Here is a 25,638-nt window from a genome sequence, read left to right as displayed (position 1 = left end):
GTGTCACTGATTGCGGACCGGAATGTCCATTTCGTCGATGCCGATCTCGCGCACGAGCACCGGCACGCCGTAATCCTTGTCCTCCTGCACCTCGGTGCGGAAGTGGTACATGGATTGCAGCGCCTGATGATCCTCGGGCCGGAACCGCATCATGCCCTTGGGCGTCTCAAATTCCATGCCTTCCATCGCCGCGATCAGCGCCTCGGTGTCCTCGGCGCCTCCGGCCTTGCGGATCGCCTCGACCACGGCGATGCCTGCCGCCATGCCGCCGGCCGTGAAGAAATCCGGCGGGCTGTCGAACCGGGCCATATGCTCCTTGACCAGCCAGTCGTTCACCGGGTTCTGGGGGATCTCGTAGTAATAATAGGTCGCCCCCTCCATGCCGGGAAGTTCCTTGTAGGCGGTGAGCGCGGCGAGGATATTGCCGCCGGTAGCGATCTCGATGCCGAAACGCGACGGGTCCATCGCCTGGATCTTGCTCATCGGGTTGCCGCCGCCGGCCCAGATGATGAACAGCCGCTTCTCGCCCTCGATGTCCTTCATCGCGGTAAAGATCCGCTCGGCCGCAGCGGTGAAATCGGTGGTGTCCGTGGGCACGTATTCCTCATGCGCGATGCTGGCGCCGGTGCCGTCCAGCGCCTCGCGGAAGGCGGCAATGCCGTCGCGGCCAAAGGCGTAATCCTGCGCCAGCGTGGCAATCGTCACCCCTTCGCCGCCCAGGGCGACGGCGTTGGAGATCGCATCCTGGGACGAATTGCGCCCGGTGCGAAAGACATAGCGGTTCCAGTTCTCGCCGGTGATCGAATCGGCCACCGCCGGCTCGACGATCAGCAGGCGTTCATATTCCTCGGCCACCGGCAGCATCGCCAGCGCGACGCCCGAGCTGACCGGCCCCACTGCGATATGGGCGTCGTCGTCACCATAGGCCTCGGCCAGCAGCGCCTTGCCGAGATCGGGTTTCAGCTGGGTGTCCTTCTCGATCACCACGATCGGCTCGCCGTCGATCTCCATACTGCCGTCGGTGGCATATTCCAGCCCCAGCATCAGGCCATCGTGGCTTTGTTTGGCATAGGCCTCGAAAGGGCCGGTCTTGCCATAGACATGGGCAATGCGAATTTCCGCCGAGGCGGCGCCGGCACAGAGCAGCGCCGCGACACCGGCCGTGAACAAACGTTTCATTCCGAACTCCTCCCAAGGAATTTCAATGCTCAAATATGAGACATGAATCATGCTTCATGTCAATGAAAAGGCGGCGCCGCCATGACGACGGGCGCCGGCCGGGCCTTTCGGAACAATCGCGGCGGCGCGCGGTTGGACAGAAAAAGGAGCCGGCCCATGACCCAAGCGCATTCTTCCAGCCCCGCCCCCGCAAGGTGGCCGTGAATCATGGCCCCCCGCGCGCTCTGGAAAGGCCAGCTTCGCCTGTCGCTCGTCTCGATCCCGGTCGAGCTTTATTCCGCCACCCGCAGCGCCGCGAAGATCTCGTTTCGCCAGATCCACAAACCCTCGGGCAAGCGCATCCGTTATGAAAAATCGGTGCCGGGCATCGGCCCGGTGGACCGGGACGAGATCGTCAAGGGCTATGAGGTGGATGACGATGAATACATCCTGATCGAGCCGGACGAGCTCGACGCGATCAAGCTTGAGACCAAGAAAACGCTCGAACTGGTGCAATTCGTCGAGATGGCCGAGATCCCGCCGATCTATTTCGACAAGCCCTATTACCTCGTCCCCTCGGACGAACTGGCGCAAGAGGCCTATCGCGTGATCCGCGACGCGCTGCGCCAGAGCGGCAAGGCCGGGCTGGGCCAGCTGACCATGCGCGGCAAGGAATACCTCGCCGCCGTGCGCCCCTGTGGCGACGGCATCCTGTTGGAAACGCTGCATTATGCCGATGAGCTTCGCGAGGCCGAGCCGATGTTCGGCCAGATCGAGGATGCCAAGGCCGACAAGGAGCTGCTCGAGGTCGCGACCTCGCTGATCGACCGCAAGACCGCGCCGTTCGACGCCTCGAGCTATTCCGACAGCTACGCCGAGGCGCTGCGCGATCTGCTGGAGGCCAAGCAGAAGAACAAGAAGACGCCGCGGGTCAGCACCGGCGACGAGGCGGAAAGCCCGGGCGAGAATGTCGTCGACTTGATGGCGGCGCTGAAAGAAAGCCTCGACTCTGCCGAAAAGAAAGGACGCAGCCGCAAGAAGAAAGCATCCTAGATGGCCGAGACCCCTGACAAACTCTCCGATTACATCCGCAAACGCGATTTCTCCCGCACCAGCGAACCCAGGGGCGGCGATGCCGGCCGCGCCGATGGCAAGCCCGGCTTCGTGGTGCAGAAACATGACGCCAGCCGGCTGCATTATGATTTCCGGCTGGAATGGCAGGGCGTGCTGCTGAGCTGGGCGGTGACCAGGGGGCCGAGCCCCGACCCGCGCGAAAAACGCCTTGCGGTCCGCACCGAGGATCACCCGCTGGACTACGCCGGTTTCGAGGGCACCATTCCAAAGGGCGAATATGGCGGCGGCACCGTCATGCTCTGGGACACCGGCACTTGGACGCCGGAGGGCGACGTGGATGCGGGGCTCGAAGCGGGCAAACTGAAATTCACCCTTGAGGGCGAACGGATGCAGGGCGGCTGGGCTCTGGTGCGGATGCGCGGCAAGGAAAACCGCGAGAACTGGCTGCTGATCAAGGAGCGCGACGATCTGGCCGAAGACGACCCCGACGCGCTGACCCACGACTTCACGACCTCCGTCACCACCGGACGCAGCATGGAGGACATCGCCGATGGCGTCGAACGCCCGGCCGCGCGCAAACGCACGGCCAAGGCACCGAAATTTCGCGATGTGCAGCTCGCCACGCTCTACAAGGCCGCGCCCGAGGGCGACGACTGGCTGCACGAAATCAAGCTCGACGGCTATCGCACGCTGGCCGCGTTGGGCAAGGGCGGCACCCGGTTCTTCACCCGCTCCGGCAAGGACTGGACCGACCGCTACGGCGCGCTCGCCGAGGCCTTTGGCCCCCTGCCCTGCGACTCGGCGCTGATCGACGGCGAGGTGATGGCGGCGCGGATCGAAGGCTCTGCCTTTTCCTCGCTGCAACAGGCGTTGTCGGAAGGCGGGCCGCTGGTCTTCATCGCCTTCGACCTGCTGTCGCGCGATGGCACGGATCTGACCGGCCGGCCGCAGGACGAACGCCGCGAGGCGCTGGCCGAACTGTTCTCGGGCCTGCCGAAACACGGCGCGCTGAGGATGAGCGAACACGTCGTCGGCCATGGCCCCGAGGTGTTCCGGCAGGCTTGCGAAGGTGGCGCCGAGGGCATTGTCTCGAAACGCCGCGACGCGCCCTATTGTGGCAGCCGCACCAAGGCCTGGCGCAAGATCAAATGTTCGCGCCGGCAGGAATTCGTGATCGGCGGCTACAGCCCTTCGGACAAGCCCGGCCGGCCCTTTGCCTCTCTGCTAATCGGCTCCAACCAGGACGGCAGGCTGCGCTATCGCGGCCGCGTCGGCACCGGTTTTGCCGAACGGGATTTCGAGCGGCTGGAACAGGCCATGAAGCCGCGCAAGACGCCCCCCTTTGACGACGTGCCGAGCGAGGTCGCCCGGGCCGCCAAATGGGTCACCCCGGCGCTGGTAGCCGAGGTCGAATTCACCGAGTTCACCGGCGACGGCCTTGTCCGTCACGGCAGCTATCTGGGCCTGCGAGAGGACAAGGTGGCCGACGAGGTGCAGCTCGAGACCGGAAAGGAGAGTGACGTGGAGACAATTGTCCTGAACCAGACCATCACCAGCCCCGACCGGCAGGTCTTTCCCGAGGCCGGATGCAGCAAGCTCGACATCGCGCGGCATTACGCCCGCGTCGGCAAGCGGATGATGGCGCTGATGTCGCACCGGCCGCTGTCGCTCTACCGCTGCCCCGGCGGGCTGGAGGACGCCTGTTTCTTTCAGAAACACGGCGGCTCGATGCCACCGGCGGTGGCGCGCATCGAGATCGAGGAAAGCGACGGCAAGGCCGAGGATTACCTTTACGCCACCCGCCCCGAGAGCCTTGTTGCCGCGGCCCAGATGGGCACGGTGGAATTCCACGTCTGGGGCGCGCGCACCGACCGGCTTGACCGGCCCGACCGGCTGGTCTTCGACCTCGACCCCGACGAGGGGCTGGGCTGGGACGCGGTGCGCGACGCCGCCTTCGAGGTGCGCGACCGGCTGCATCGGCTCGGGCTGGCCTCGGGGGCAATCGTCACCGGTGGCAAGGGCGTGCATGTCTGGCTGCCGTTGCGACGCAGCCGGGGCTGGGACACGGTCAAGCTCTTTGCCAAGACCTTTGCCCATGTGATGGCCGAAAAGGCGCCCGACCGCTACACCGCCACGATGTCGAAATCCAAGCGCAAGGGCCGGATCTTCATCGACTGGCTGCGCAACGAACGCGGCGCGACCGCCATCGCCCCCTATTCGCTGCGCGCGCGCCAGGGCGCGCCCGTGGCCGTTCCGGTGACATGGGACGAGCTGGCAGAGTTGAAAAGCGCGAAAGCCTTTTCGCTGGGCGACATGGCGCGGCGCATGGACCGGCCCTGCCCCGCCGTGGCGCTTCAGGACGATCTGCAATCGCTGAGCGATGGCGTGATCGACAAGCTCAACGCCTGGGCAGAGGAGGACTGAGGCTCACTCCGCCGCCTCGGACGCCTCCTCTGCCCCGCGCGCGGCCATCCAGGGGCACCAGAGCTCGCGCGCGAGCACCACACCCACCACGGTGAGCGGCGCCGCCAGGATCACCCCGAGTGGGCCAAGCAGCACGCCGAGCCCCACGATCGAGAACACGGTGATGGCCGGCGGCAGGTCGACGGCCTCGCGCTGGATCAGCGGGATCAGCAATGCGCCTTCGATCTGCTGCACTGCGAAATAAAGCAGGATCACCCAGAGCGCCGTTGTCGGACCGTCCATGATGCCCACCGCCACCGCGGGCACCGCGCTGGTCAGCGGGCCGACATAGGGCACGAATTCCAGCAGGCCGGCAATCGCGCCCAACGCGATCGGCGTCGACACCCCCAGCAGCCAGAGCCCGACGGTCGTCATCCCGAAAACTGCGAACATCGCCACCAGTTGCCCGACCAGCCAGGCTCGCAGCGCGCGCACCAAGGCCGCCATCGTCTGTCGCAGGCGCGGCCGCAGATGGGCGGGGGCCAGGGCCAGGGCGCCGTCGCGATATCCTTCCGGGTTCAGCGCTAGATAGACGCCACCGACAAACACCAGCGCGATCCCTGTGCCCAGGGCAATCAGGATCGATGTCGCGCTAGTCAGGCCGGAAAAGACCGACCCCATCTGCATCGGCTCGTCCATCCGCGCACCGATCCAGGATTCGACGTCGCCGAGGTCGATCCAGCTGTCGATCGTGCGGATCACCTCGGGGATCTGCGTTTGGATCTCGAGCAGCCCCGAAACGATCTGCGCGCCGAGCAGGATGAAGGCCGCGACCCCGACGAGGATCAGCAAGGTCACGCTGAGGATGACGGCCGGCACCTGGCCCATCGGCAGCACGCGGCGAAGGCACCATGCGGCGGCGTTGAGCAATATGGCCGCGAGGATTGCGCCGAAACCCAGCAACACGATCCACCGGACCTGCCAGAGCGCCAGGGCCAGGACGATCACCGCCAGCAGGCCGATGCCCACGAGAAAGGCCTGCGCCGGCCCGCTGCGGCGCGATTTCAGTGCCATGCGCGGCTCTCCGGCTGGCGAGTTTCCGGTGCGGCGGCACCGCATCGGGGCGGGAAGTGAAGGGCGAAATGAGGCATGTTGCGTAACAAACCCGCCCGGCCCCATGGCGGTTCCGTGCCGCCTGACGGAACATTCAAAGCACTGGAACGTTGGGTCAACAGACCCCCAACCGACGATAAAGGCACAGCATGACATCCCCCGACGACAAGCAGAGCGACAAGGCGAAGCGATCGGAGGGGGCGGGCGCCGCACGCCTGCGCAACAAGATCGACCGTGGCGGCGCCGGAGACAAGGTGGCCTTTCCCGACCCCGCCGCCGCGCCGCTTGGCACGGATGACGAGGCGGCCGGCCACCCGCCGACCCGCGCGCAGCTGCGCCGGGCGCAGGCGCAGGAGCTGGGCCGCGCCGAGGGGCAGACCGACCGCCCGTCCCGGCGTCGACGGCAGTCGCCCCACCAGCACTGGCTGCCGGCGATGATCGTGGGGCTGGTGTTGCTGGTCGGGCTGATCGTCGCCCTTGTGCTGATCCCGCTCTGACATTCTCGGCCCGGTCAGGAACAAAGACCAGCGCCACATGTTTCCTTGAAACCCGTCCCGGTCGGGGACTGCGGCCCCGAAGCCGGGATGAAACGCCGAAAGGAGCGAAGTTATGGCCAGACACGACGACATGACCGAGCAGGAAGCGCGAGAGGAGCTGTATCGACGCAGCCATTCCCGCCGCGAGGATCGCGATCCCTATCGCCGGGGCGATCCGGGCTGGTGGGTGCCGCCGTGGTACGGCATGGGCCCCATGGCCCCCGAACTCTATGCCGCCCCCTACATGCCATCGATGCGCCGCTTTTCCGGCCGGCCCGATGACCGGCAAGAACGCGACTTCATGGACAGGGCCGGCGACGAGATCGCCTCGTGGTTCGGCGATGACGCGGCCGAGGCCCGGCGCGAGGCCGACCATCGCGGTCGCGGCCCCAGGGGCTATGTCCGGTCTGACGCCCGCATCGAAGAGGATGTGAACGACCGGCTGACCGATCACCCCCGGGTCGACGCCTCGGAGATCGAGGTTTCGGTGGCCGACCGCGAAGTCACGTTGAGCGGCACCGTCGACACCCGTCGGGCGAAGCGTTTTGCCGAGGATTGCTGCGACAGCGTCTCCGGCGTCACCCATGTCCAGAACAACCTGAGAATTCAGAACCATGCGCCTTGATCCAACCGATTTTTCCCATCCGACCGCCGCCGGTCCCTTGGCGGCGGCGGCAGGTGAGCCCGCCCGTGCTGTGCCCTTCGTAGGCGGGCTCCTCCTGGCTGGCGCACTCTGCGTCAGCCAGGCGATTCCGGTGGCGGCCCAGGAGGCCGACCCGGCCGAGCAAGAGGTCTCTTTCATTTCGGCCGAGGGCAAGGACATCGGCACCGCGACCTTGACCGGCACCTCCTATGGCGTGCTGATCTCGCTCGACCTGCGGGATTTGCCGCCAGAGACCTGGCATGGCTTTCACATCCATGAAACCGGCGATTGCGATCCCGAAGACGGCTTCAAATCCGCCGGCGGCCATTTCTCGGTGTCCGAGACCAATCACGGTTTCCTGGCCGAAGAGGCGCCGCATTCCGGCGACATGCCCAATCAATGGGTCGCGGCCGACGGCACGCTGCGGGCCGAGGTGCTGAATACCTATGTGATCCTCGGCGGCGACCGTGACAATATCTCGGGGCGGGCGCTGATGTTGCATGCCGGCGCCGACGATTATCGGAGCCAGCCCTCCGGCGATGCCGGCGCACGGCTGGCCTGTGCCGTGATCGACTGACAGATACCGTGAATTGACAAGCACGCGGTGGCGAGGCTAGCAGACCCCAACCTGCGACCCTCGCCACCGCCAAAGGGCCCAAGATGACACGACGCGAAGACCTGCCCGGGCCCGAGGCCGCGCTTGACGCCGAATTGCGTCGCAAACTGGCGGAATTGCAGACCGAGAACACGCCCGAGCGTCTGGTCGAACTGGCGCGCGAGCTGCAAAAGCTGTTGCGCGACCGCGAGGCCGACAGCTCGGACTGACGCCGTCAGTCGCTGGGCGGTTTGACCCCTTCCGGTTCATTGCCTTCGAGCGCCGCGATCAGCATCCGCCGCGCGCGGTTGACCCGGCTCTTGATGGTGCCGACCTCGACCTCGCAGATCCGCGCCGCCGTTTCGTAACTCTCGCCCAGCATCACCACTAGGATCAGCGTTTCGCGGTAATGGGTCGGCAATTCGGCGACCTTGTCCATCATCTCGTGGCCGCGCACCGTCCATTCCTGGGTGGCCGGCACAGAGACCGAGGACGAGATGCAGGTTTCGGCGCCGGTCTGCATCCGCGCCGCCCGCTTGACGTTGTTGAGAAAGGTGTTGCGCATGATGGTCATCAGCCATGCCCGCAGATTGGTGCCGGACTGGTATTTGTCGAAATTGTCGATCGCCTTGACCAGCGTGTCCTGCACCAGGTCATCCACGTCTTCGTGGCGACGCGTCAGGACCCAGGCATAGGCCCGCAGAGCCGGGATCATCTCGACAATGTTTTCCTTGGCTCCCATGACCTTCCTCAAACACACCACAAGCCCTCCGCCACTTGCCGCCGCTACGGTGCGGCGGCGCAGGTCTGACGCGGTCTTGCAAACAACACGTGGGATGACGCTCAGGCGCCAGACCCCTGGCCACCTGATGGCGCCGGGGATGGCCCGCGCCCCTGCGTCATCGTCACATCGTCTGGTTCAGAGAACGAAACCCACGATAGCCAGAACGATGACGACCAGACCCACGATATAAATGATATTGTTCACTTGACTGTCTCCCTTGAGGCTTCGGCCCTTCGACCCTCTTCAATTCCAACGCGGCCCGGCCCGAAAGGTTCCTCATTCTCGGGCCGGGCCCGCACCGGCGCGAGGCGTCAGGCCCCGCCCATCCGCTTGGGCGCGCCCGTGGCCAGATCGGTTCCGACATGCGGCAGACCGGCCGATTTCCAGGCACCGAAGCCGCCTTCCATATGGGCCAGCGGGGTGATCCCCGACGCCATCGCGTCCTGGCCGACCTTGCCGCTGCGCTTGCCCGAGCCGCAATGCAGCACGATCCGCTTGCCGTCCTGCGTCGGTAGGGCATCGGCGCGAAAGAAGGGCATCGGCATCAGCAGCGCGCCCTCGACATGTTCCATTATGTATTCGGCCGGGGTCCGAACATCGATCAGCACGATCTCGCCTGCATTGAGGGCCTCGAACACCCTTTGCGGGCTCCAGTTCTCGATCTCTGACATCCGGGTCTCCTGTGGCTCAAAGGCGGTTTGCGGGAATCTTGAAATAGGCGTTGCCGTCGTCTTCCGCCTTGGGAAGTCGGCCACCGCGCAGGTTGACCTGAAGCGCATGCAACATGCGATCGGGCAGGTCGAGCGTGGCATCGCGCGCTTCGCGGGTCTCGATGAACGCGGCCTTCGACACCCCGCCGCCGATGTGGATGTTGCTGTCGCGCTGCTCCCGGACCGTGCTTTCCCAGGCCGGGTCATCACGCGTGTCGGTGCCATAATCATGGCCGATGAAGATGCGGTGATCGTCGGGATGATCCAGCAGGCGCATCAGCGTGTCATAGAGATCCGAGGCCGATCCGCCGGGAAAATCGCAGCGTGCCGTGCCGGCGTCGGGCTGCATGAAGGTGTCATGCGCAAAGATCGCATCGCCGATCACGTAGCTGACCGAGCCGGCGGTATGGCCGGTCGACAGCAGCACCCGCCCCTCGAGCTCGCCCAGCTTGAACCGCTCGCCATCGGCGAACAGCCGGCCGAAATCCCGTTCGGGGTGAAAGGCGTCGCGCAGGTTGTAGAGCTCGGCCCAAATGTCGGCGACATCATGCACCTTGTCGCCGATCGCGGTGGTGCCGCCGGTCCGGTTTCCGAGCCAGTGCGACGCCATGAAGTGATCGGCATGCGGATGGGTGTCGAGCACCCAGTCCAGCGCGAGGCCGCGCTCCTTGACCTGTGCCAGCACCCATTCGGCGCTGTCGAAACGTGTGCTGGCGTTTGCCGGATCGAACTCCTGCACAATGTCGATTGCGGCGGCCGCGCCGGTGGCAGGATCGACGCAGATGTATTGGCAACTGCCGGTGTCGGGCTCACGAAAGCCGATCACCTCGGGGCTTCCCTTGCCGCGCGATGCGCTGATCTTGTGTTGAAAGGTCATGTGGCCTCCTGAAATCTCGGGGTTGCTGGAACACAGGGAACCCGGAGACCGACGCACGGCGGCCTGCCTTTGCCGTGGCGCTCTCCGGGTGTGGTCTCCCGGCGATCTTCACTCGGGCGGTCTTACTTGCGGCCGGACTGGCGCACGGCGGCCGGAACCGTGACGGCGCCGGTCAAGAGCGCGACCGTCAGGATCGTTGAAATCAGCATCAGACTGTCCATGGCACTCTCCTTTCACCGGGCCAACGCGCCGCGCGCCGCGCCGGTTCCCTGGTGTCGTGGCGGTCGGCGGGAACTGCGCGCCGGGCTTCGCGTTGGACCCCGAGAGGCGCGTGCCCCGGCGGCTTTGGGCACGCGGCCAAAACTGCCGGCTAAACCAGTGAGACAAGGGGTGACACGTGACAGCGCAAGACAAACCGACAGTTCTGATCACCGGTGCTGCGGGCCGCATCGGCCGCGCCCTCAGCGAGAAACTTTCCGCCAGCTACACCGTGCTTGGCGTCGACCTGCCGGAGAATGCCGAAGACGGGCGTATCTTCGGCCTCGACATCACAGATGAGTCTTCGGTTGCCCATGCGCTCGATCAGGTGCGCGAGGCCAGCGGCGGCACGCTGGCGGCGGTGATCCACCTCGCCGCCTATTTCGACTTTTCCGGCCGCGAGAGCCCGATGTACGACAGGGTCAACGTCGAGGGCACGCGCAACCTTCTCAAGGGGCTCGAAGGTCTGGATGTGGCGCATTTCATCTATGCCGGCACCATGCTGGTGCACCGGCCCGGCCACCCCGGCGAGCGCATCAACGAGGACACGCCGCTGGCACCGGGCTGGGCCTATCCGAAATCCAAGGCCGAAACCGAAGATGTGATCCGCGAACTCGCGCCCAGGACCAACCCGGAGATGTCGGTGCTGCTTTTGCACATGGCCGGGCTTTATGATGACAAGACGGCGGTGCCGACGCTCAGCCAGCAAATCGCGCGGATCTATGAACGGGATCTGAAATCGCATGTCTATTCCGGCGATCTGCAAGCCGGGCAGGCGTTTATCCACCTCGAGGACATGCTGGAGCTCTTTGCCAGCGCGATCGACCGGCGCGACCGGATCGAGGGCCTCGAAGTTGTGCTGGCGGGCGAGCCGGATGCGATGAGCTATGCCAAGCTGCAAGAGGAACTCGGCCAGCTGATCCACGGCGAGGAGGATTGGCAGACCCTGCGCGTCCCGGCGCCGGTGGCCCGGGTGGCCGCCCGGGCCGAGGTGGCGGCGGAAGAGCCGATCCCCGATGCCCTCGACGAAGGCGAGAAGCCTTTCATCCGGCCTTTCATGATCGAGCTGTCGTCGGATCACTACGCGCTCGACATCTCCAAGGCCAAGGAGCTGCTGGACTGGGAGCCGAAACACCGCATCCGCGACGGGCTGCGCCATATCGTGGCCGCGCTCCAGGACGATCCGATGGGCTGGTACAAGGCCAATGGCATCACGCCGCCGGTCTGGCTGCGCTCGGCCGAAGAGGCCAATGCCGAGGCCGAAGACCTGCGCGCCACACATGAACGCGAATACCGTGCCCGCCACCACGACAGCCTTTGGGCGCATTGGGCGAATTTCGGCCTGGGGCTTTGGCTGCTGACCTCGCCGCCGCTGCTGGGCTACGGCGAAAGCTGGCTGGCCTGGAGCGACGTGCTGGCCGGGCTGGCGCTGAGCCTTTGCGCGCTGCTGTCGATGTCGTGGCAATTGCCGCACGCGCGGTTTGCCGCCGCGGCCGTAGGCTGCTGGATCATGTTTGCGCCGCTGATCTTCTGGGCCGAAAACGGGGCGGCCTATGTCAATGCAACGCTCACCGGCATGCTGGCGGTGGGCTTTGCGCTTGGCCTGCCGCCCGCGCCCGGCGTCTCGCCTGCCGCCGCCCAGACCGGGCCGGTGATCCCCAAGGGCTGGGATTATTCGCCCTCGGACTGGTTTCAGCGGCTGCCGGTGATCCTGCTGGCCGTCGTCGGCCTGCTGATCTCGCGCTACCTGACGGCCTATCAGCTCGAAAGCATTGATGGCGTCTGGGAGCCGTTCTTTGACGGAACCCTGCCCGACAAGAACGGCACCGAGCAGATCATCACCTCGGAGGTCTCCGAGGCCTGGCCGGTGCCCGACGCCGGCCTCGGCGCGCTGACCTATGCGCTCGAGATCCTCGTCGGCGTGATCGGCTCGGCGAGGCGCTGGCGTACCATGCCCTGGCTGACGGTGCTGTTCGGCGTGATGATCGTGCCGCTGGGCGCGGTATCGATCTTCTTTATCGTGATCCAGCCGATCGTGATCGGCACCTATTCGACGCTGGCGCTGATCGCGGCCGCCGCGATGCTGCTGCAAATCCCCTATGCCATCGACGAGATCGTCGCCACGGTGCAATTCCTGATCCGCCGCCACCGCGCCGGGCGGCCCTGGTTGCTGGTGTTCTTTACCGGCGACACCGACGAGGGCACCGGCGAGATCGACCGGCAGGCTTTCGAGCGCAAGCCCGGCGTGATCCTGCGCGATATGCTGAGCGGCGGTATCACCCTGCCGTGGTCGCTGCTGGCCTCGATTGGCGTGGCGCTCTGGCTGATGCTGTCGCCGCTCTACCTGACCTGGGACAGCCCGGTCGCCGCCGCCGTGCACATTTGCGGCGCGCTGGCGCTCACCGTGTCGGTGACCTCGCTGGCCTCGGTGGTGCGGATGGCGCGCTTTCTGAACGTGATCATCGGCGTGGTGCTGATCTTTGCACCGCTGGTCACCGGCGGATCGGTGCTGGCCTATCTGACCTGCTTTACCGCCGGGCTGCTGCTGATCGGGCTGACCGTGCCGCGCGGACCGATTGGTGGGCACTATGGCGCGATGAACGCCTGGATCAGGTAACGACCCGGCGCAACGCGCCAGAGAGCGCGAGCGCCTCACCCCCCGCATAGCGGCTGTCAAAGCCCATCCGCGCCAGCGCCTCTTGCTCGCGCGGGTGCGGCGGCAGGCGCAGCGCGTCCTGCAGCAGCCGCGCCTTGCCGCGCAGCGTCGGCGCGTGGCGCGACAGCTCTTCCAGCGCCGGCAAGAGCAGCCGCTCGATCTCGTCGAAATCGCTGCCGAAGGGAAAATCGGGCAGTTCGGCGCGATACGGGGCGAGCCAGTTTTCTACTGTCTCGGGCCAATTGTTGCGCGCGCTCTGCGGCAGGGTGAACCCCTTGGGCAACTTGCCCGCCTTCTGCGCCCGGTCGATCAATTCGTCCTGAAAGGCGCTGTCGGCGATGGCGATCAGCGCGGCAATGGTTTCGGCATCCGACCTGCCACGCAGATCGGCGATGCCGTATTCCGTCACCACCACATCACGCATATGGCGCGGCACGGTGGTGGTAGCGACCGACCAACGGATGTTGCTGTGACGCTTGCCGCCGGACCAGCGCGTCGCCGGCAGGGTGATGATCGACCGCGCATCGTGCAGCGCAAAGGCCTGTTCGACAAAGTTGAACTGGCCGCCGACGCCGCTCACCACCTGGCCGTTTTCAACCGTGTCGGACATCACGTCGCCCATCACCGAGACCTGCATCGCCCCGTTGACAAAACGCGCCTTGACCCGTGCGGTGCGCTTCTCGGCCTCGTTGCCGTAAAGCGCGTTGGTGAAACTCACCGGCGTCATGGCAATGCGGGCACGTTCCTCGCGCGGCATCTCGCGCAGGCGGCGATAGAAATCGCGGGTATCGACAAAGAAGCCGGCGGCAATCGCATGGCCGTCGACTTCGCGCCGGACGACGCCCGCCTCGAACAACGCCAGCAACCCGCCGACCAGCATCTCGGTCACGCCGTGCAGGCCCTCTTCGAACGGGCCGCCGGGCGCAGGCAGATCGAAGGGCGCGGCGCGCTGGATTGGCGGCGCCGCGCCACTGTGGCGCAGAAGCAGCGCATGGGCCACCGCATCGCCGATCGCGCCGATGCCGATCTGCAAGGTGCCGCCATCGGCGATCAGCCGCGACACATGCAGGCCGATGGCATGGGCGGCCGCATCGACCGGGCGCTTTACCGCCGAGAACAGCTCGTAAGGTTCGGGCACGAGGGTGAGGTGAAAGGCTTCCGGCGTCAGCACCGCTCCGGGCCCCTGCATGAAGGGCAGATCGGGGTGCACCTCGCCTACGGCGACGAAATCGAGCTTGCCCTCGGCGCGCATGGCAAAGAGATCGGCGGAAATATCGGTGTTGCCCGACAGGCTGAAAGAACCGTCCTGTTCCGAGACGAGCTGGGCCAGCACATTGGGCTCTTGCGCGATCAGCACGTCGCGGGCATGGGTGTAATTGGCCGAAATATAGGCCTGCTGCATCGGCGCCACGCCGAGCCAGCGGCCGGCCAGCAGAAAGAATTCGTTCACCGTGATATTGTCGGGCAGCGCATCGCGGCGCAGCAGCTCGGCATAAAGCAGCGCCGGATAGGCGCCAAACAGCCGGTCCTTTGCCGGCCCCAGAAACCGCGCCTTCATCCCCGAACCGGGATCGGGCGGCTCCAGTGTCAGCGCGGTGAAGATGGCCAGCCGGATCGACGGGTCGTCACAGGCCAGCTTGACCAGCGCGTTGACCAGCCGCACCGGCTTGCCCAGCCCCAGAGGCAGCGCCAGCCGGATCTCGCCGCCGGTCCTGGCGACGATCTCGCGGGCGGCGGCCTCGGCGTCGTGCAATCGCTGCATCACATCTCACGCCAGCCCCGGTCGGCGGCAAACCGCGGCCCGTGACGCTCGGCCAGGGTGTCGAGACGGTCGGCGATCTCGGCGTGGCCCCGGGTGCGGGCATAGTGCATCGGCCCGCCGCGGAACGGCGCAAAGCCGGTGGCAAAGATCATCGCTCCATCCACCTCGTCGGCGCTGCGGGCCACCCCCTTGCGCAGGCAGGCGACGCAGGCATCGAGCATCGGCAGGATCAGCCGGTCTGTCAGATCCTCGGGCGGGGCGTCCTCGGCCTGCGGATGCGGCGTGCCATCGGACCAGTCGTAAAAGCCCTTGCCCGCCTTCTTGCCGGTCTCGCCCGCCTCGACCTTGTCGCGCAGGCGCTGGCTGATCGGCGGCATCGGCTTGTCGAGGGCCTCGGACAGGCTTGTCGCCACATGCAGCCCGATGTCCAACCCGACCTGATCGGCCAGTGCCACCGGCCCCATAGGCATGCCGAAATCGAGCGCGGCGCGGTCGATCACCTCCTTGTCGATGCCTTCGTCCATCAGCACCATCGCCTCCATCAGATAAGGCGTCAGCGCGCGATTGACGAGAAAGCCGGGGGCATCGGCGACCCGCACCGGCAACCGGTCGATGGCACCGCAGAACGCCGCCAGACGGCGCAGCACGGCGTCATCGGTGGTCTCAAGGCGGACCACCTCGACCAGTTGCATCCTGGACACCGGGTTGAAGAAATGCAGACCGGCAAAGCGCGTCGGATCGGCGACGCCGTCCTTGAGCGTCTCGAGCCGCAGGCTCGAGGTGTTGCTGGCAAGGATGGCCCCGTCTTTCAGCTTTTTGCCGACCTCGCGATAGATCCCGGATTTCAGATCGGCATCCTCCGGCGCGGCCTCGATCACCAGGTCGGCCCGGGCCAGACCGTAGCCGCGCGGATCCGGCATCAGCCGGTCGAGCGCGTCGCGTGTCTCGCCGCTGCTCAGGTGCTTGTCGAGGCAGGTCTGGGCGGCGGCCTTCACGGCCTGGCCCAGCGGCGCGAGCTTGACGTCGCCAAGGGTCACCTGCTTGCCCTGAATGGCGGCCCAGGCGGCGATTTCCGCGCCCATGGCGCCGGCGCCGATCACATGCACATGGGAAATGCCGTCAGCGCCCCGCGTCTCGGCCTTGAGTCGTTGCCGCAGGAAGAACACCCGCCGCAGGTTGCGCGAGGTCTCGCTGTCGAGCAGATCGGCAAAGCTCTCGATCTCGGCCTTTTGCATCCGGTCACGGTCGTCGCCGTATTTCTCCCAGATATCAATCAGCGCATAGGGCGCGGGATAATGCGCCCGTGGCGCCTTTTTCTCGGTTTCGCTGCGCATCCGGCCGGCGGCATAGCTGCGCGCCGCTTCGATCCGGAAGGCGCGGGATTTCAGGCCCGGCTCGGGGCGGTCGTTCTCACCCTCGGCGATGGCCGCGACGGCGGCGGCGACATGGCGCTCTTCGGTCACGGCGTCGACGATGCCAAGCCGCTCGGCCTTGGCGGTATGCGCGCTCTTGCCGGTGAGCATCAGCGTCATCGCCTCGGTCGGGTCGATCAGCCCGGTCAGGCGGAAACTGCCGCCCAGCCCGGGATGCAGGCCCAGGTTGACCTCGGGAAAGCCGAATTTCGCGCCGTCGATGGCAATCCGGTGGTCACAGGCGAGCGCGATCTCGAACCCCGCGCCCAGCGCCGCGCCGTGGACGATTGCGATGGTCGGACAGTCCAGCGCCTCCAGCCGGTCAAGCACGGCATGGCCCTGTTGCAGGAGCGCCGCCGCGCCCTGATCGCGCATGTCGTTGAAACTGTCGATATCCGCGCCGGCGGCAAAACCCGCCGGCTTGGCCGAGCGGATCACCAGCGCCCGCGGCGTGCCGATCTGATCCAGCGCGGCATCGAGCCCGGTCAGCACCTGCTCCGAGACGGTGTTGACCGAACTGCCCTCGCAATCGAGCACCAGCCAGTGGATGCCGTCGGCCTCGCCATGCCGCCAGGGGTGGCCGGAGGCATCGGCAGCGGGGCCAAGCTCGCAATGGGTTTCGCCGAGAAAGGAAAGCACAGGTCCGGTCATCACACAGCCTCCAGCAACATGGCGCCGCCCAGACCGCCGCCGATGCATTCGGTGGCGATGCCGGATGTGTCGCCGCGCCGTTTCATGGCTTTGGCAAGGTGCAGCACGATACGGTTGCCGCTGGTGCCCACGGGATGGCCCAGCGAGATCGCGCCGCCATCGATATTCAGATCGTCGCGGTCGGGCGCGCCGAAGGCGCCGTCGAGCCCGAGCACCTCGCGGCAGAACTCCGGGTCTTTCCACGCCGCGAGGCAGGACAGCACCTGCGCCGCAAAGGCTTCGTTCAGCTCCCAGAGGTCGATATCTTGAGCGCCGAGGTCGTGCCGCCGCGCCAGCGCGGTCGAACAGAGCACCGGCCCAAGCCCCATCACCGAGGGGTCGAGCGCCGCCCATTCGCTGTCGACGATGCGGGCCAGCGGTGTCAGCCCATGTCTCTCGACCGCCTCTTCCGAGGCGACGATGACCCAGGAGGCGCCATCGGTGATCTGGCTGGAATTGCCCGCCGTGACCTTGCCATACGGCCGTTCGAAGGCCGGGCCGGGCTTGGCCAGCCCCTCCATGTCGCTGTCCGGCCGCACGCCGTCATCATGTTCATGCGCCACACCGTCGCGGGTAAAGGCGGGCATGACCTCGTCCTCGAGCCAGCCTTCGCGCTGCGCCCGGGCCAGCCGGTGGTGGCTTTCCATCGCATAGGCGTCGGCGGTCTGGCGGGTGATGCCGAAACGATGCGCCAGCACCTCCGCGGTCTGACCCATGTTGAGATCGGTGATCGGGTCGGTCAGCCCGCGTTCCAGCCCGACCACGGGCTTGAAGAATTCGGGGCGCAGACCGGTCATCGCCTTGGCCTGCTCGATGGGCCCCTTGGCCTGCGACATCTGGCCGAACCATTCCACCGCGCTCTGCCGCAGAACCAGCGGCGCATGGCTCAGCGCCTCGGTTCCGCCGGCGAGGATCATGTCATGTTTGCCCTCGCGGATGTAGCGAAAGGCGGTATCGATCGATTGCATGCCCGAGCCGCAATTGATCTGCACGGTAAAGGCCACCATCGCTTCGCCCAACCCCAGCCGGAGGGCGGCAACGCGGGCCGGGTTCATCTCGTCGGCGATGACATTGACACAGCCAAGGATGACGAGATCAAAGCTCTTGCGGTCAAACGGCTGGCGCGCCAGCAGCGGCCGGCCGGCCTGCACCGCGAGATCGACCGGGGTGAAGGGGCCGGGCTTGCCGCGGGCCTTGAGGAAGGGCGTGCGGGCGCCATCGACGAGATAGACAGTTCGGGTCATTGTGCGGCCATCCTTTCGCTGTCGCTGGCCTCCAGCCCGGGGTAATAGCTGGCGAGGTCCTTGGGCGAGAAATCGTCAACGGCGATTGTCTGAGACACCTTGTCCTCCATATCTGAAATGCGTGTGCGGTCGGCTTCGGAAATGATCCCGGCATCAAGCGCGCTGTCGGGGCTGTGGCCGCTTTCGCGCAGGCGCTTCATCAGCGGCGCAGCGTCGATCACGGCGGCAAAGGCAGCGTTGAGCGCGCCGACGCCATTGCGATCGCAACCGCCATGCAGCCGCCCGGTGATACGGTCACGGGCCGCTGAGGGTTCGAGCAGGAGATTGGCGACGCGCACCGTCAGCCGGTCGTCGGGGCCGCGTGCGCTGCCGCCGGGAAGGGTGAGCGCACGGCCCAGCCAGCCGGCCCAGCGGGCGGGCAGATTGGCCAGCACCTCGTCAAGCGCCCGACGCATGCCGGCAAAGCTGCGTGCGGCGGCATATTCCAGCACCGGCAGATCGGCCTTCTGCTGCCCCTCGTCCTGCCAGCGCTTGAGCGCCCCGGAGAGCAGGTACATTTCCGACAGGATGTCGCCCATCCGGGCCGAGATCATCTCGCGCCGCTTGAGTTCGCCGCCCAGGGTCAGGAAGCAGAGATCGGCCACCAGCGCATAAGACGCCGCCCAGCGCGACAGCTGGCGATAGATCGGCGTCGCGGCCCCGGCCTTGCGCGGGGCCGAGGCCAGCTTTCCGCCGCTCCAGGCGCGCGACAGGCTGCGGCCGACGGTCTTCAGCGCATGGCCGACATGCGACCAGAACGCCTTGTCGAAGGCTTCGAGGCTCTCGTCCTCGTCTTCGATCTGCAAGGCCTGCATCTCATCCAGCAGATGCGGATGCGCCCGGATCGCGCCCTGGCCAAAGATGATAAGCGAGCGTGTGACGATATTGGCGCCTTCGACGGTGATGCCGATCGGTACCGCGCGATAGAGCGGCAGCAGGTAATTCGTCGGCCCGTCGATCACCGCCTTGCCGGAATGCACGTCCATCGCATCGTTCACCGCCTCGCGCATGCGAAAAGTCGCATGCGCCTTCATGATCGCCGAGATCACCGAAAGCGCCCTGCCCTCGTCCAGCCCGGCGCAGGTCAGTCGCCGTGCGCCATCCATCAGGTAGGCGTCGGCGGCAAGCTGCGCCAGCCGCGCCTGAATTCCGCCAAATTTGCCGATCGGCAGGTTGAACTGCTCGCGGACACGGGCATAGGCGCCGGTGGTATGGGCGGAAAAACCGATCGCGGCACAGCCCATCGAGGGCAGCGAAATGCCCCGCCCCGCGGCCAGCGCCGACATCAACATCATCCAGCCGCGGCCGGCATATTCCTGGCCGCCGATAATGTGATCGAGCGGGATGAAGACGTCCTCGCCGGTGGTCGGCCCGTTGAGGAACATGGTCGAGGACGGAATATGGCGCCGCCCGGTCTCGACCCCGGGCAGATCGGCGGGCACCAGCGCGCAGGTGATGCCGACCTCTTCCATGCCGCCCAGATGCCCCTCGGGATCACGCAGTTTGAAGGCCAGCCCCAGAACGGTGCACTTCGGCGACAGGGTGATATAGCGCTTGGACCAGTTGAGCCGGATGCCCAGCACCTCTTCGCCCTGCCACATGCCTTTCTCGACAATGCCCTCGTCGCGCATGGCGGAGGCGTCGGAACCGGCCTCGGCGCTGGTCAGGCCAAAGGCGGGCAGCTCGCGACCGTCGGCGAGGCGCGGCAGCCAGTGATCCTTCTGCGCCTCGGTGCCGAACATGTGCAACAGCTCGCCGGGGCCCAGCGAATTGGGCACCATGACGGTGACGGCCGCGGCAACCGAGCGGGTGGCGATATAGCGGACCACCTCGGAATGGGCGTAGGCGGAAAAGCCGAGGCCGCCGTGTTTCTTCTCGATGATCATGCCAAAGAATTTCTGCGTGCGCAGGAACTCCCAGACCTCTGGCGGCAGATCGGCGTCGCGCTGGTTGATGTCCCAGTCGTCGATCATCGCGCAAAGCTCTTCGCAGGGCCCCTCGAGAAAGGCGCGCTCTTCGTCGCTGAGCCTGGGCTCAGCCACCGCATGCAGCTTGTCGTAATCGGGATTGCCCGAGAACAGCTCGGCTTCCCACCAGACCTCACCGGCATTGAGCGCCTCCGCCTCGGTCTCTGACATCTGCGGCAGAGCCGTCCTGGCCCGGCGGTGGATGGGGCGGGTGATCCTGGTCTTGCGAAAATCTGACATGCGCGACTGTCCCTCCTTGCCTGGGACAACCGTTCAGGTGGACGAAGGTTCCTGCCTCAGAGGCCCCGGACGGCGTCGTCTTCGCGGGTGTTGGGCTGGTCCTGCCCGGTTTCCTTGCAGAGCGTCCGCAGGGCCGACTTCAAACCTTCCTCGAGTGTCGGATGGTAATAGGGCATGTTCAGCAAGTCGGTCGCCGTCAGCCCGCGGCCGATTGCCAAGGCGAAGATATGCGCCAGATGGCCGGCGTCGGGTGCGCAGAGGCTGGCGCCGGTGAGCTTGCCGTCCGCATGCCGGGCATAGAGCCGGCAGAGCCCGCCGAGCCGATGTTCGACCCGCGCCTTGCCCTGGTCGTCATAGGGCGCGGAGGCGCCGACAAAGCTGGCATCGTCGGGGTCGGGAATGATGCCCACCTCGGCCGCCTCGGGACGGGTGAAGGTCAGGGCAAAGGGCACCATGCGGGAAAATTCCGCGACGTCGGGGCAGCTTGCGGCGTTTCGGCCGGCGATATGGCCCTCGTGCGCGGCCTCGTGCAGCAGCGGCCGGTCGCTGTTGGCATCGCCGGCGATGAAGATCGACGACGTGCCGCAGCGCAGGGTCTGGCGGTCGAACTCCGGCGCGCCGTGATCGTCGAGCGCGATCCCGGCGTTCCCGAGATCGAGCCCGTCGAAATTGGGGGGACGCCCCACCGCCAGAAGCAGCTTCTCGAAGGTGCGGCTCTGGCCATCCCATGTCAGCCGGACACCATCGTCGGCCGGCGCGACCTCGGCTTCGGTGTTCAGATGCAGCGGCAGCTCTTCGGCCAGCAACTCGCGCAGGGTCTCGCCGACCTGGCTGTCCTGCATCCCGGCCAAGGTGTCGCCGATGTCGAATACCGCGACCTCGACCCCGAGGCGGCCCAGCGCCTGCGCCAGTTCGACGCCGATCGGCCCTGCGCCGAGCACCGCAACCGACCGTGGCAGGTCTTCGAGGTCGAAGATCGTCTCGTTGGTGAGGATGTTGTCCGACACCGCGCGGAAAGGCTCGGGGAGCGCGGGCGTAGCGCCAGTGGCGATCACCACGGATTTGGCCGCCAAGCTGCGGCCATCGTCGAGCAAGAGCCGGTCGGGTCCGTCGAACCGCGCCCGCGCCGTGATCCTGACCGCCTCCGGCAAGTCGGAAATGCTGTCCTTCACGCCTTGGACAAACCGCGCGCGCACCTTGTTCAGCCGGCGCATCACGGCGCGGCCGTCCACCTCGGGATTGGCCGCGATGCCGAAGGCCCCGGCGTCGCGCACCGCATGGGCCGCGTCGCCAGCCGCGATCAGCAGTTTCGACGGCATGCAGCCGGTCGCGGCGCAGGTCGTGCCCCTGAACTCCGGGTCGATCAGCAAGGTGCTGGCGCCCAACTTTCTGGCGCTGCGCTGCGCGGCCAGCCCGGCGGTGCCGGCGCCGATGATTGCCACGTCACATTGCAGATCCGTCATGCTGCCTCACTCTCTCAGCGGCCGGGCCGGCGCGGCCGGGGCCTTGGTCACGGGCGCGTCGACCTGGGGCCGGCGATCAGCCAGATGATAAAGCCCAGAAGCGGCAGGATCAGGATCAACAGCACCCAGAGCACCTTCTTGCCGGTCGAGGCCGTCGAACCGACAACCGAAACGATGGCCCAGACATCCAGCACAAGCAGGATGAACCCGCCAATTCCGGTGATCTCTGTCATGATGCGTCCCTTCCCGTGAATTCACTTGTCGGACGAACGCAGCGATCCGCCGACAGGTTCCCTTCACGGGAAGAGATTTCGCGGCTCAGTCGTCATCGTCGTCGTCGCCTTCCTTGGGCCAGGCCAGCGGAAAGGTGACATGCAGCTCGAAGCGGTTGTCCTCTTCGACGGTGTCGAGCTTGCCGTTGAGCTGGATCACGAAGGTCTCGATCAGCTTCGAGCCGAGGCCGGTGCCCTCGGGCCGGGACGGCTCGCCTTCGGGCTTGAGCCGCGAATTCACCACGCTCAGACCGATGACGCCGGGGCTGGCCTCCTGCAAGGCGATGTTGATCCAGGCGCCGTCGGTGTCCTTGTCGACATCGCAATGCTTGACCGCGTTGATCGCCGCCTCGGCCACCATCAGCGACAGCGGCACCGATTGATCGGGGGTGATTTCAACCGGGTCGAGCTTGGTCGAGACCGCAATGCGGTGGCCGGCCTCTTCGAGCGAGCCCAGCGCGACCTGCTGTTCGATGATGTCCTCGAGCAGCTTGTCAGCCCGCACCATCGACAGCTTGCGCGCCATGTAGAGATAGCGGTGGATCGCCGAAAGCGCCATCACCCGGTCCTGCACCCGGCGCAGCAGGTGCTTGGCGCCGGGGTTGGATGTGGCGCGGATCTGCATGTTCATCATCGAAGCAATGAGCTGGAGGTTGTTCTTGACCCGGTGGTGCACCTCGCGCAGCAGCACGGTCTTTTCCTCGAGATCCTCTTGTCGGCGGCGGTCCTGCTCGCCCAGCCGTTCGGTCATCGCACGGAAGGCCTCGGCGACGTATTCCACTTCGAGCGGCGGGTTGTCGAGCCGGGCATTGGCAAAATCGGTCTGACCCTGAGCATAGAGCCGCATCCACGACCGCAGCCGGCGGATGTGCCGGATCACCAGACGGTGGACGCCGACATAGGCCACCGCGATGGCGATCACCCAGATGAAGATCGGAAAATAGAGCGCCAAGGTCTCGGCGTAGCTGGTCACCAGCAGGCCCCGGTGGCGCGGCGCCCAGCTGCCCATCACAAAGACCTCATCCTCGACGATCGGCGCGACCGCGAAGTCGCGCAACGCCCCGGCGCGGTTGTAGCCGCGAAAAGTGTGCCGGCCGCGCATCGCCATGGTGTCGAGCGCCCGGTCGCTGGGCAGCACGCTGCGCCGGTCGTCGGTGAAATTTTCGGTCGCCAGCACATCGCCGCCGGGCTGAAACAGCACCAGCTCGACGTCAGGCGCGGCGCGTTTGAGCGCAGCGTTGAGATCGACCAGCGGCACCGACACCCAGGCCACACCGCGAAAGACGCCGGCTTCCATCACCGGCACGGTCACGTTGAGCGTCGCGCGCCCGGCCAGGAACCCGAACGACCGCACGAAAAGCCCCGGCTCGGGACGCAGGATCTCGTCCTCGAGCGCGTCGAGACCGGTGACATCGAGACTGTTGTCCGAATTGCACACGAGGCCAAGCTCGCTGTCGACATAACCGGCGAAGACGAAATCGCGGTTCTGCGCCACGACCCGCGCCAGCACCGCATCGCAGGTTTCCTGGGTGTCGCGCACCGCCGGGATGGTGATGCTGAGGGTCTCGGCTGTGCTGGCGGCGGCGCTGATCACGTTGCGCGCCACGGCGACGGCCTGCTGGGTCTCTTCCAGAAGCGCCGAGCCGGACAGGCTCTGGCGCTCTTCGATGAGCTTGTAGGTCTGATACACCGAGATCAACCCGAGCGGCAGGATTGCCAGGCTCAGAACAAACGCGAGCTGAAGCGCCAGCCCCGGCCTGTGCAAACGGCGCCGGGTCGCCGAGGTGGTTTCGCTCATGCAGCCGGTTTCCCGGTCACGACGGCCAGAGTGGCCGCATCGGTAATCTCGAAATCTTCCTCATCGTCGAGTTCCATCAGCTCGGCCAGCCGCTTGCGGGCGCGGTTTGTCCGGCTCTTGATGGTACCGACGGCACAGCCGCACATTTCGGCGGCGTCTTCGTAGGAAAAGCCCTCGGCGCCCACCAGTACCAGCACCTCGCGCTGTTCATCGCTGAGCTTGGCAAAGGCGGCGCGGAAATCCGCCATCGCAAGATGACCGTCATGGGCGGGCTTTTCCGAAAGCTTGCCGGCCATGATGCCATCGGGATCCTCGACCTCGCGCTTGCGCTTGCGATACAGCGAGTAATAGGTGTTGCGCAGGATGGTAAACAGCCAGGCACGCAGGTTGGTACCGGTCTTGAACTTGTCAAAATTCGACCAGGCCTTGACCACGGCATCCTGCACCAGATCGTCTGCCGCCGCGCTGTTGCGCGTCAGACTCATGGCAAAGGCCCGCATGGCAGGCAGATGCTCTACGAGCTCGTCTCTCGGGTCTTTCGGTTGGGTCACGCGTCATCCTTGGGCTGCTGCGAGCCGGTTTTCGCCTCTTCCTGCTGGCGCAGTTTTTCAAGAAGCTGTGAGAAACGATCGGGCAGCGGCTCTTCGGACAGATCGGAATAGACCCGCCGAAGATTTTCATCGATTTGCCGATCAAGCTTGGTTGTCTTACTGTTGTTTGCCATCATGCCCTTCAGGTTAATCAACGCCGCGTGGATGCTTCTTCGCACCTAGGCTGGAACTTAACACCGAGTTATGCGTTTTTGTTCCCAGCTCATCAAATTTTTCGAGGACCACATGACTGAAAGCCACACACAGACTGATGTGACCGGACAGATCGCGACCGAGTTGCCCTACCTGCGTCGTTATGCACGGGCGCTGACCGGCAATCAGCAGACGGGCGATCATTATGCCGCTGCGACGCTCGAGGCGCTTCTGACTGATGACAGCGTTCTGAGCGGCACGCAACACCCCAAGGTGGCTTTGTTCAGGGCCTTTCATGGCATCTGGGCCTCCTCCGGCTCGCCGGTGGAAGAGCTGGACGAAGAAAGCTCGCCCGAGGCGCGCGCCCAGTGGCGGCTGTCAGGGCTGACGGCCAACACCCGCGAGGCGCTGCTGCTGAACTCGATCGAGGGATTCACCATCCCCGAAATCTCCGCCATCCTTGACGTACCGGAACAAGAAGCCGGCGATCTGGTGGTCATTGCGCGCAAGGAAATGTCGGGCGCGATCCGCGGCCGCATCCTGGTGATCGAGGATGAGGCGATCATCGCGATGGATATCTCGGCCATCGTCGAAAGCATGGGCCACGTGGTGACCGGCAACGCCCGCACCCGTGACGAAGCCGTCGCCCTGGCGCATCGTGACCGGCCCGACATGGTGCTGGCCGATATTCAGCTGGCCGACAATTCCTCGGGGATCGATGCCGTCAATCACATCCTGTCAGAGATGGGCGAGGTGCCGGTGGTCTTCATCACCGCCTTCCCCGAGCGCCTGCTGACCGGCGAACGGCCAGAACCCGCCTTCCTTATTGCCAAGCCCTATACCGAGGAGCAGGTGCAATCGGCCGTCAGCCAGGCGATGTTCTTCTCCAGTACACAGACGTTGAAAGCATAATACCTCGCACTTCAAAGGCGCCCCGATTTCCATCGGGACGCCTTTTCACGTCTTGCATCTCGTTGATCTTCTGGCCGTCACGTCTCAGGGTGCGCGCCCCCGCATGATGCGCAGCACGACCGCCACGAGAAAGAGAACGAGGAAAACAAAAAACAGTATCTGCGCAATCCCGGCCGAGGCCGATGCGATGCCGCCAAACCCCAGCAGACCGGCAACAAGCGCCACGATCAGGAAGATGAGTGCCCAATACAACATGGACGCCTCCTTTCATCACTCTTTACCAAGTGGA

General features: G+C 65.9%; 23 protein-coding genes. 8 read left to right on the top strand and 15 right to left on the bottom strand.

The annotated features are described in order from the left end of the window. Positions 1–3: 3 nt before the first annotated feature. Positions 4–1,179: a substrate-binding domain-containing protein gene (locus BMW90_RS12530; protein ID WP_048529333.1), complete on the bottom strand. Its 1,176-nt coding sequence runs from the start codon at positions 1,177–1,179 to the stop codon at positions 4–6. 207 nt (positions 1,180–1,386) lie between these two features. On the opposite strand from BMW90_RS12530, the gene ku reads away from it, so the two are divergent. Continuing rightward, positions 1,387–2,211 (top strand): non-homologous end joining protein Ku, encoded by an 825-nt coding sequence (ku, locus tag BMW90_RS12525; RefSeq protein WP_074836922.1) that lies wholly within the window; start codon positions 1,387–1,389, stop codon positions 2,209–2,211. Next, complete coding sequence (gene ligD, locus BMW90_RS12520) at positions 2,212–4,656, top strand: DNA ligase D (protein ID WP_074836920.1); 2,445 nt, start codon at positions 2,212–2,214, stop codon at positions 4,654–4,656. Between the two features lie 3 nt (positions 4,657–4,659). Here the strand turns inward: ligD and BMW90_RS12515 are convergent, their stop codons facing one another. Further along, positions 4,660–5,709, bottom strand: a complete 1,050-nt coding sequence (locus BMW90_RS12515) for an AI-2E family transporter (protein ID WP_170850546.1) — start codon at positions 5,707–5,709, stop codon at positions 4,660–4,662. Between the two features lie 188 nt (positions 5,710–5,897). On the opposite strand from BMW90_RS12515, the gene BMW90_RS12510 reads away from it, so the two are divergent. From BMW90_RS12510 to BMW90_RS26685, 4 genes are all read left to right on the top strand, one after another. Continuing rightward, on the top strand, positions 5,898–6,245 hold the full coding sequence (locus BMW90_RS12510) for a hypothetical protein (RefSeq protein WP_083416046.1): 348 nt from the start codon (positions 5,898–5,900) through the stop codon (positions 6,243–6,245). A gap of 112 nt (positions 6,246–6,357) precedes the next feature. Further along, a complete protein-coding gene (locus tag BMW90_RS12505) occupies positions 6,358–6,909 on the top strand; it encodes a BON domain-containing protein (protein WP_074836918.1) in 552 nt (183 codons plus the stop codon). Further along, positions 6,899–7,504 carry a superoxide dismutase family protein gene (locus BMW90_RS12500; protein ID WP_083416045.1) on the top strand — a complete coding sequence of 202 codons (606 nt, stop codon included), beginning with the start codon at positions 6,899–6,901 and terminating at the stop codon, positions 7,502–7,504. The genes BMW90_RS12505 and BMW90_RS12500 overlap by 11 nt, the downstream gene beginning before the upstream one ends. Before the next feature lie 83 nt (positions 7,505–7,587). Then, positions 7,588–7,752 (top strand): hypothetical protein, encoded by a 165-nt coding sequence (locus BMW90_RS26685; protein ID WP_158499002.1) that lies wholly within the window; start codon positions 7,588–7,590, stop codon positions 7,750–7,752. 5 nt (positions 7,753–7,757) lie between these two features. Here the strand turns inward: BMW90_RS26685 and BMW90_RS12495 are convergent, their stop codons facing one another. The 3 genes from BMW90_RS12495 to BMW90_RS12485 all read right to left on the bottom strand — a co-directional run bounded on the left by BMW90_RS12495 (position 7,758) and on the right by BMW90_RS12485 (position 9,893). Then, a complete protein-coding gene (locus tag BMW90_RS12495; protein ID WP_048529326.1) occupies positions 7,758–8,264 on the bottom strand; it encodes a sigma-70 family RNA polymerase sigma factor in 507 nt (168 codons plus the stop codon). 353 nt (positions 8,265–8,617) lie between these two features. Further along, a complete protein-coding gene (locus BMW90_RS12490) occupies positions 8,618–8,977 on the bottom strand; it encodes a rhodanese-like domain-containing protein (RefSeq protein ID WP_048529324.1) in 360 nt (119 codons plus the stop codon). Between the two features lie 16 nt (positions 8,978–8,993). Continuing rightward, positions 8,994–9,893 carry an MBL fold metallo-hydrolase gene (locus BMW90_RS12485; protein WP_074836916.1) on the bottom strand — a complete coding sequence of 300 codons (900 nt, stop codon included), beginning with the start codon at positions 9,891–9,893 and terminating at the stop codon, positions 8,994–8,996. A gap of 397 nt (positions 9,894–10,290) precedes the next feature. Between BMW90_RS12485 and BMW90_RS12480 the strand changes: the two genes are divergently transcribed. Further along, positions 10,291–12,768: a vitamin K epoxide reductase family protein gene (locus BMW90_RS12480; RefSeq protein ID WP_074836914.1), complete on the top strand. Its 2,478-nt coding sequence runs from the start codon at positions 10,291–10,293 to the stop codon at positions 12,766–12,768. Here the strand turns inward: BMW90_RS12480 and BMW90_RS12475 are convergent. From BMW90_RS12475 to BMW90_RS12435, 9 genes are all read right to left on the bottom strand, one after another. Next, complete coding sequence (locus tag BMW90_RS12475) at positions 12,761–14,569, bottom strand: acetyl-CoA hydrolase/transferase C-terminal domain-containing protein (protein WP_074836912.1); 1,809 nt, start codon at positions 14,567–14,569, stop codon at positions 12,761–12,763. The two genes, BMW90_RS12480 and BMW90_RS12475, sit on opposite strands and share 8 nt — an antisense overlap. Then, positions 14,569–16,632, bottom strand: a complete 2,064-nt coding sequence (locus BMW90_RS12470; RefSeq protein ID WP_074836909.1) for a 3-hydroxyacyl-CoA dehydrogenase NAD-binding domain-containing protein — start codon at positions 16,630–16,632, stop codon at positions 14,569–14,571. Before BMW90_RS12470 ends, BMW90_RS12475 begins: the two co-directional genes overlap by 1 nt. Continuing rightward, the gene (locus BMW90_RS12465) at positions 16,632–17,915 is read right to left on the bottom strand and encodes an acetyl-CoA C-acetyltransferase (protein WP_074836907.1); all 1,284 of its coding nucleotides are present in this window, start codon (positions 17,913–17,915) and stop codon (positions 16,632–16,634) included. Before BMW90_RS12465 ends, BMW90_RS12470 begins: the two co-directional genes overlap by 1 nt. Next, the gene (locus BMW90_RS12460) at positions 17,912–20,161 is read right to left on the bottom strand and encodes an acyl-CoA dehydrogenase (RefSeq protein ID WP_074836905.1); all 2,250 of its coding nucleotides are present in this window, start codon (positions 20,159–20,161) and stop codon (positions 17,912–17,914) included. Before BMW90_RS12460 ends, BMW90_RS12465 begins: the two co-directional genes overlap by 4 nt. 56 nt (positions 20,162–20,217) lie before the next feature. Next, the gene (locus BMW90_RS12455) at positions 20,218–21,624 is read right to left on the bottom strand and encodes a dihydrolipoyl dehydrogenase (RefSeq protein ID WP_074836903.1); all 1,407 of its coding nucleotides are present in this window, start codon (positions 21,622–21,624) and stop codon (positions 20,218–20,220) included. Positions 21,625–21,671: 47 nt separating this feature from the next. Beyond that, entirely contained in the window at positions 21,672–21,857 is a 186-nt protein-coding gene (locus tag BMW90_RS12450) for a PLDc N-terminal domain-containing protein (protein ID WP_074836902.1), read from the bottom strand. Between the two features lie 85 nt (positions 21,858–21,942). Continuing rightward, the gene (locus BMW90_RS12445; RefSeq protein WP_074836900.1) at positions 21,943–23,694 is read right to left on the bottom strand and encodes a sensor histidine kinase; all 1,752 of its coding nucleotides are present in this window, start codon (positions 23,692–23,694) and stop codon (positions 21,943–21,945) included. After that, positions 23,691–24,245: an RNA polymerase sigma factor gene (locus BMW90_RS12440; protein ID WP_074836898.1), complete on the bottom strand. Its 555-nt coding sequence runs from the start codon at positions 24,243–24,245 to the stop codon at positions 23,691–23,693. The genes BMW90_RS12445 and BMW90_RS12440 overlap by 4 nt, the downstream gene beginning before the upstream one ends. Then, positions 24,242–24,463 (bottom strand): NepR family anti-sigma factor, encoded by a 222-nt coding sequence (locus BMW90_RS12435; protein ID WP_244526496.1) that lies wholly within the window; start codon positions 24,461–24,463, stop codon positions 24,242–24,244. Before BMW90_RS12435 ends, BMW90_RS12440 begins: the two co-directional genes overlap by 4 nt. Before the next feature lie 67 nt (positions 24,464–24,530). Here BMW90_RS12435 and BMW90_RS12430 point away from each other — a divergent pair, with 67 nt between their 5' ends. Continuing rightward, positions 24,531–25,349 (top strand): response regulator, encoded by an 819-nt coding sequence (locus BMW90_RS12430; protein WP_074837023.1) that lies wholly within the window; start codon positions 24,531–24,533, stop codon positions 25,347–25,349. 84 nt (positions 25,350–25,433) lie between these two features. Here the strand turns inward: BMW90_RS12430 and BMW90_RS12425 are convergent, their stop codons facing one another. Then, positions 25,434–25,604 carry a DUF1328 domain-containing protein gene (locus BMW90_RS12425; RefSeq protein WP_048529304.1) on the bottom strand — a complete coding sequence of 57 codons (171 nt, stop codon included), beginning with the start codon at positions 25,602–25,604 and terminating at the stop codon, positions 25,434–25,436. Positions 25,605–25,638 lie beyond the last annotated feature (34 nt).

The sequence above is a fragment of the Marinovum algicola genome, assembly GCF_900109145.1.
Lineage (GTDB): Bacteria > Pseudomonadota > Alphaproteobacteria > Rhodobacterales > Rhodobacteraceae > Marinovum > Marinovum algicola.
The sequence above is the reverse complement of the archived record's forward strand: the minus strand, read 5'-3'. Positions and strand labels throughout refer to the sequence as shown.